At 39.4% G+C, this 6,351-nt stretch carries 10 protein-coding genes; 2 read left to right on the top strand and 8 right to left on the bottom strand.

Annotated elements, in window-relative coordinates:
• Positions 1-271: FHA domain-containing protein (locus F6K38_RS32965; RefSeq protein WP_287359023.1), on the bottom strand; the 271-nt coding region annotated here is incomplete at its 3' end.
• 100 nt (positions 272-371) lie between these two features.
• Between F6K38_RS32965 and F6K38_RS32960 the strand changes: the two genes are divergently transcribed.
• Positions 372-515 carry a hypothetical protein gene (locus F6K38_RS32960; protein ID WP_158026269.1) on the top strand — a complete coding sequence of 48 codons (144 nt, stop codon included), beginning with the start codon at positions 372-374 and terminating at the stop codon, positions 513-515.
• On the opposite strand, the gene F6K38_RS32955 is transcribed toward F6K38_RS32960, so the two are convergent.
• The 6 genes from F6K38_RS32955 to F6K38_RS32930 form a co-directional block, all read right to left on the bottom strand.
• Complete coding sequence (locus tag F6K38_RS32955) at positions 505-957, bottom strand: MerR family transcriptional regulator (protein ID WP_271970043.1); 453 nt, start codon at positions 955-957, stop codon at positions 505-507. The two genes, F6K38_RS32960 and F6K38_RS32955, sit on opposite strands and share 11 nt — an antisense overlap.
• 79 nt (positions 958-1,036) lie before the next feature.
• Positions 1,037-1,363: a hypothetical protein gene (locus F6K38_RS32950; RefSeq protein WP_287359314.1), complete on the bottom strand. Its 327-nt coding sequence runs from the start codon at positions 1,361-1,363 to the stop codon at positions 1,037-1,039.
• Positions 1,364-1,571: 208 nt separating this feature from the next.
• Positions 1,572-1,940, bottom strand: coding sequence for a hypothetical protein (locus F6K38_RS32945; protein ID WP_287359312.1), 369 nt, complete (start codon positions 1,938-1,940; stop codon positions 1,572-1,574).
• A 310-nt stretch (positions 1,941-2,250) separates the two neighbouring features.
• Complete coding sequence (locus F6K38_RS32940) at positions 2,251-3,954, bottom strand: AIPR family protein (protein WP_287359309.1); 1,704 nt, start codon at positions 3,952-3,954, stop codon at positions 2,251-2,253.
• A gap of 566 nt (positions 3,955-4,520) precedes the next feature.
• Positions 4,521-4,973 (bottom strand): MerR family transcriptional regulator, encoded by a 453-nt coding sequence (locus F6K38_RS32935; RefSeq protein WP_287359306.1) that lies wholly within the window; start codon positions 4,971-4,973, stop codon positions 4,521-4,523.
• Positions 4,974-5,088: 115 nt separating this feature from the next.
• Entirely contained in the window at positions 5,089-5,268 is a 180-nt protein-coding gene (locus F6K38_RS32930) for a hypothetical protein (RefSeq protein WP_287359303.1), read from the bottom strand.
• 253 nt (positions 5,269-5,521) lie between these two features.
• Here F6K38_RS32930 and F6K38_RS32925 point away from each other — a divergent pair, with 253 nt between their 5' ends.
• Positions 5,522-5,725 carry a hypothetical protein gene (locus tag F6K38_RS32925; RefSeq protein WP_287359300.1) on the top strand — a complete coding sequence of 68 codons (204 nt, stop codon included), beginning with the start codon at positions 5,522-5,524 and terminating at the stop codon, positions 5,723-5,725.
• 201 nt (positions 5,726-5,926) lie between these two features.
• On the opposite strand, the gene F6K38_RS32920 is transcribed toward F6K38_RS32925, so the two are convergent.
• The coding region (locus F6K38_RS32920; RefSeq protein WP_502709623.1) for a hypothetical protein at positions 5,927-6,351 on the bottom strand (425 nt) is incomplete at its 5' end.

The raw sequence follows: 6,351 nt of genomic DNA, 5'->3' as shown, positions 1-6,351 counted from the left end.
GTTCTAGGGAGAGATGAACTTGACTGACTACTGGGTTGCGAACGATTATGTCACAGGATTTGGAACTGCGCCCCAGTACGTAACGGTCCCCAACCAGGGGATAGACATCGGATTTGTTGGTATTAGCATCTTGCACCCAAAGTTCCGGCACTCTAGCATTAGGCTTTAGTGCTACTGCTTGAAGATTGACCTTCGCATGAATGGTCTGTACTACCTGAGTTAGCTGACTAAGTATGGTCTTTGGGGGTTTGGAGGGTGGTTGAGAACTCATGGTCAGCGATAAGCGATTGCTTGGGTGCTTATTGAACCATTCTAATCGCTCTAGCAATTAGCTCTTTTTCCCTGTTCCATTATCAATATTTTCAATATTTGTGGAATGGGCATCTTGGGTGGAACTGGCATCTTGCCAGTTTCAATATATTCTCCGGCGGGCAGGATGCCCAATATTCTCCGGCGGGCAGGATGCCCACTCTACTGATTCAAAGATTCAGCAACGCTACCGACTCAACGACTAGCAGGAAAACTACCACCCACAAAGTGAATATCACTAAAGGTTTCAATCCACAAACGAGCACCACAATCCAGTGGATTATCTGGATTATAGACAATCTTACAAGGACCTAGGATTTCCACTTCGTTGCCGTAGATATTGCTACCACTGCGTTTTACTGAAATCACTGGCTTGCGGTCTTTGGGGCTTTTCTTGATATTCGAGCCAATGTGATTACGATTGACATTAATCTTTGCTAGAGCCGGTGGACGACTAGTGCGCCATTTCCCCTTTGGTCCACGAGTACCTTTAGTAATTTGTGGCAAATGGTTGAACAAGGGAATAATCCAGAATTTCCCAGTTTTATAAGCACCGCGCACCCGACCCTTCTCTAGGAGTTGGCGCAATCGTCGAGAAGAAATTCCTAATAGAGATGCTGCTTCAGTAGTTCCAACGCACTTGTTCATGACTGGAGTGTTTTTTAACTCTTCCTATAACACTAGTTTAATAGCAAAAATAAAAATTGGCAACTTGAGGGAGTAGGGATTAAAGTGTGGTAAGTGTGGAGAGGGTGGCTAGTAAGTCAAGTGCTGTGGTTTGCACTATTAGCGACTCCGTCAATATCGGAATAGTTAGGAAATCGAGAAGAAAGGGAGTAGGGATTAAAGTGTGGTAAGTGTGTAAAGGGTGGAGGTAAAGTGAAGTGGTGTGGTTTCCACTATTAGCGACTGCGTCAATATCGGAATAGTTAGAAAATGGGGAATCGGGAATGCGATCGCTTTTAGCGTGGCCTACGGCCAATCGCGTAGCGGCTCTTTTGGAGCATCGCATTCCTGAGTTATATGTGATCGCGTAGCGTGACGGAACGGGCATGTTGGTGGAACGGGCATCTTGCCCGTTTCATTTCCGGGCTGGCAGGATACCCACCCCAGTCTTATTCATTTGAAGATTCAGCAACGTCAATCAATCAAACAGCCCTACTCCTAACGATGAGGTTATTAGTCATAGCTCATCTCTCTACAATCTCTTTGTAAAGCTATTGGTGATCGTTAACAGGCATATTTTTCCATCATAGAACTGGTTAATAGTCGGAAGGCATCTCAACAATTTCGTGATTCCCTTTGTAGTTAACAAGCTCGTCGGTATTGATTGGACAATTAGTAATGTTGTCTGTATGTATCCAACCAGGGATAGGGGCATTCACAAAGATGAAACCGTTAACCTGGAAGTCTAAAACTTCAATAAGTTGATATCTGTCAAAATAGGTAACTACTTCTGATGAATACGGGACAAACCCATCTAGTACTACTGCATCCTGATGCAGTATCTGGCGGCATTTCAACATACTGACCATACTGTTTGGATCTGGATGGGAAACAACAGGGCGCGATTGGGATGTTAGTAAGGTTATAGTGGTTGCTGCTAATCCGAAAATTTTGGTTAATTTCATAACCCATATTGATGACTTACACTATAGACTTCGCAACTAGTGCCAAATCGTCAGTAGGATTTGTGATATTTATCCCATCTCTCAACCACTCAAACCGAAAGTTAAGTATATAGCGTTTGTATCTGGGTTGTGAACATACTCCCAAAGGCCAAGAAGCAACAGGAAACAGGAAACAGGCAACAGGCAACAGGGGTTCGAGATTCTCAGTTTTATTGTCGAATCAAAAAAGAGCATATAGGTTTACATGTCAAATACAAACACTATACGCTCTGAAATGCGTGGGTAATTGGTTAGTTTTTTTTTAGTCAGTTTAATCTAATTCTGGCAAAATGAAAGATTGAAATTCTTGGAGCTTTTTGATATTGTTAAATAAACGCCACATCTGATTTGATTTGTAATTTTTATTTAGGTAGTTTTCACCTAATTTAATTATTTTATTTATTAAATTAGGTAATTTAGTTATTTTATAATCATCAAAATCATTTTCACTTGTTTTAATATCAAAAACCTGTTTTGGTATTTTTTGGTAAACCAGATGTAAAATGAATAATTTACCGTGTGTTACTAAAACTTTTTTTGTTTTAATATCTTTGATTATTGATTCAAACTCTCTTTTTATATCGATTTTTCTATATAATTCTGTGGCTGTTACCTTATTGTTAAATATTGTTGTATAAGGATGTTTTGAGGGATTAGACCATAATTTAGTGATATCTTGTTTAGCCATTATCATTAATTGAATATTACTGTGAGCACATGCTAAAGCTACAGTTGCTTCTGTTAATTCGTAATTTTCATGATTGATTTCAAATGTTTCGGCTGTTCGTTTGTAGTGATATTTTTTATTAATGGATCTTAAGTCTTTATACAATCTTTCTTGTTCACTATCTAAAGCTATAAAATCTCTATATTCTATTTTATTTTGGGTGTTGGTTGCACGAGTTACTTTTTCTCCAAAATCCTCTTCACATGTTTCCAAAGAAATAAATCGAATTAATATTTCGCAATTTTCTTCAATTTCATCTTTTCTTTCCTCTGATGAATTTTCATATAAAGTTCCTATACATCCAATGGTTTGAGCCCCGTTGACAATACTAATTCCTTCAGCATAAAAATTACCTGTATCTCTTGTTTTTCGATGATTTGTTTTTGTAAGTTTTTGACATAAAACCGTAATCCCATTATTAAAGTACCAGAAGAGTTCAGGTTTATTTTCTAATGTTTTTTTTATTTCTTCATTAATTTCACTATCTCCAATAAAATTGCGAATATTTTTAGAAAAAAGTTTGTTGTTATATGTTGACCACCATTTTGCAACATCGCTTCCATTAATTTGTCCATAATAGGCTTTATAAGGATGGTTGATCATGCCCCAATTTTTAAGTTCAAATTCAACATTTATTTTTTGAGGATGATTTCGATTGTAGGCAGCTTTATAAGCTTTTTCTAGGTTAAACTCTTCAAAATAAGCTATTTCTTCGAAACCATCATTAATCTCTTTAATTAGATCTTGAATAACTGTACGACAAGTTTTAGATAAATTAGATCCTGTATGAGAAACTATAATTTTTATTTTAACGTCCATCCTATTTATTGCTGATTTTATTTCTTCTTCTTTATCTTGAAATTTTTGATTGAATCTATCATGGGTAGTATCGAACTCCAAGATATCTTTAACACCTGATGAAAAACTTCGTAGCTCATTAGCTTTTGGCGACCCTTGTCCTTTATAATTCCATTTAGATTGAACTAACCAAAATATTTTTTTGTTTTCTTGAAACAGGATAGCATCAATACCATTATCGTCGATTCCATCTACCACTGTATTGGCGGCTTGGATTGGATCAATATCTGCTAAAGTAAGAAGTGAATAAGCTGCCAATGCTCTGCTGTTGAAAGCACTCTTTTTTTCATTTACTTTATTGTTTGGATAATCTTTAAGATCTATTAGATTATCATTAAAAACAGAATTTAATTCGTTTTCTAACTGCTTGATATAGAATGTTTTATCCATTATTAATTATTTTTGATTTCATAAAATTATATCATAGTAATTTGACTTCTTGCACTAGAAATCGGTATCTGGCATGGGAGTGATTATGGTAGTGGGATTCTCTGTAGAAGAAATTGCGCAATATAGTTTTTACTATATAGTTATTTTATAATAGTACTGTTGCTGAGGAATCTGGGCTCCGAGTGTGGGTTTTTGCGATCGCAGGGGGTTTGTTGATTTCCTTGGAAATAAAGATATTCCCAGATAAAGTCTCGATATTCCTTATTACTGATATCCATGACACGCTCAAAATACACTCCATAACGAGTAAATGATATTATTGCCGCCATCATATAGTACTGATTAGACTTTTTTTGATATCATTATGGCGTATTTATGGTGTGAATATTATGCTTAGCAAACTTATACCCCGAGTTTCTAAAGCAAATAAAACAGGCTAAGCATCAATCTTCAATGCCTGGATCCAGTCGCTCATCGGGGAAACCCCCAAGACCGCGCTGCATCGCTGCTGGAACGCCCAATCATTAAATTGATAATTTTTAATAGTCGCAACGCCCTTTACTCCCTCAGCGACTAGCAGGAGAACTGCCACCCACAAAGTGAATATCACTAAAGGTTTCAATCCACAAACGAGCCCCACAGTCTAGTGGATGATCGGGATTATAGACAATCTTACAAGGCCCAAGAATTTCGACTTCATTGCCGTAGATATTGCTACCACTGCGTTTTACTGAAATCACTGGCTTGCGCTCTTTCGGGCTTTTCTTGATATTCGAGCCAATGTGATTGCGATTGACATTAATCTTCGCTAATGCGGGAGGACGACTAGTGCGCCATTTCCCTTTTGGTCCACGAGTACCTTTGGTAACTTGTGGCAAATGGTTGAACAGAGGAATAATCCAAAATTTCCCAGTTTTATAGGCACCCCGCACCCGACCCTTCTCTAGGAGTTGGCGCAATCGTCGAGAAGAAATTCCTAATAGAGATGCTGCTTCGGTAGTTCCAACGCACTTGTTCATGAGTGGATTCCTCCTAACTATTCCGATACTACTAGTTTAATATATAAAAGAAAAATTGGCAATGTCAGGAAGTAGGGATTAAAGTGTGGTAAGTGTGGAGAGGGTGGGGGTCAAGTTAAGTGGTGTAGTTTCCACTATTAGCGACTGCGTCAATATCGGAATAGTTAGAAAATGGGGAATCGGGAATCGGGAATCGGGAATCGGGAATCGGGAATCGGGAATCGGGAATCGGGAATCGGGAATCGGGAATCGGGAAATGCGATCGCATGCGGAGTGCCTCTAAGGTTCCATCCAAGATAGTTACTAGTTTAATTAATTAATTAATAAGTGGAGACACAGGATTTTTTCCCACTCCACTACTCCCTATTCCCTATTTGTTACAAAAATTTTCAAAATATGTTATAATATAAGATTATTTGTGCTATAATAAAATTACCGTGGGCGCTAAAGCGACTGCATCGCTTTAGCGCCCACGGTAAGAGCCAGCCTCAAGAAGTTCACAGGAAAGGCTGGCTCTCGTCCCCCAGTTAAGGAGATAACTTAATATTATGACTTACTCTCAGCGCCTATATCCATGGGCCGTGGTTAGGTTATTGCCCAAGATGCAACGAGTGGTTGTTGGTCGTTTCCGCAATCGCTCGGATGCGGAAGGTCACATGCAGGCTCTGAAGCGGCTAATGCCTGATGATAAATTTATCATTATTTTTGATATTGGCCAGGATATAGAGGGAGAATCTGAGGAGATGGAGTAGGGAGTAATCAGCTTTCAGCGATCAGCTTTCAGTGATCAGCTTAAGCGCTACGCGCACGCTACGCGAACAGTGATCAGTTATCAGCTTATGGGTTAGGTCACAGGCTGGAAGCCTGTTCCACCCTACTTGAGGAGTTAGGTCACAGGCTGGAAGCCTGTGCCACAGCTGACCGCTGACCGCTGACCACTAACCACTGACCCCTCACTTACTACTAACAATAGTCTCCCAATTCTGAATCACTTGCTGCAAAGCTTCCGGGAGCTGATTACTACCAATATCGGCATAACGTGTGGTACCAGCATTGCTGCTCAGAGTAACACTGATATAATCAGCAGCACCAATAGGAGCAGGGTAACTCAACTGATCAAACTGACCAAAGTCTACCTCTTTGTTGAGAAACTTCTTAAAGCCTTTGACATCTTGACGGGAAATGCGAGCAATCTCAGTGGGAGTGCTATTCCCATTGATCCTTATGTACTGCTGAATCACTTGTCCATTCTTGAGCAGACGGGTTTCAACGGTTTGACCAAAGAAACCACCACTTGCGATCGCACGAAATACGGTATTCTTCTCTAGGGCTGGTGGTAATTCACTGCTGGGAATCGGTACTGCTGCCAGTAGGTCTT

It is taken from the genome of Moorena sp. SIO3B2, assembly GCF_010692525.1.
Taxonomy (GTDB): domain Bacteria; phylum Cyanobacteriota; class Cyanobacteriia; order Cyanobacteriales; family Coleofasciculaceae; genus Moorena; species Moorena producens.
This window is presented reverse-complemented; position numbering and strand designations above follow the sequence as displayed.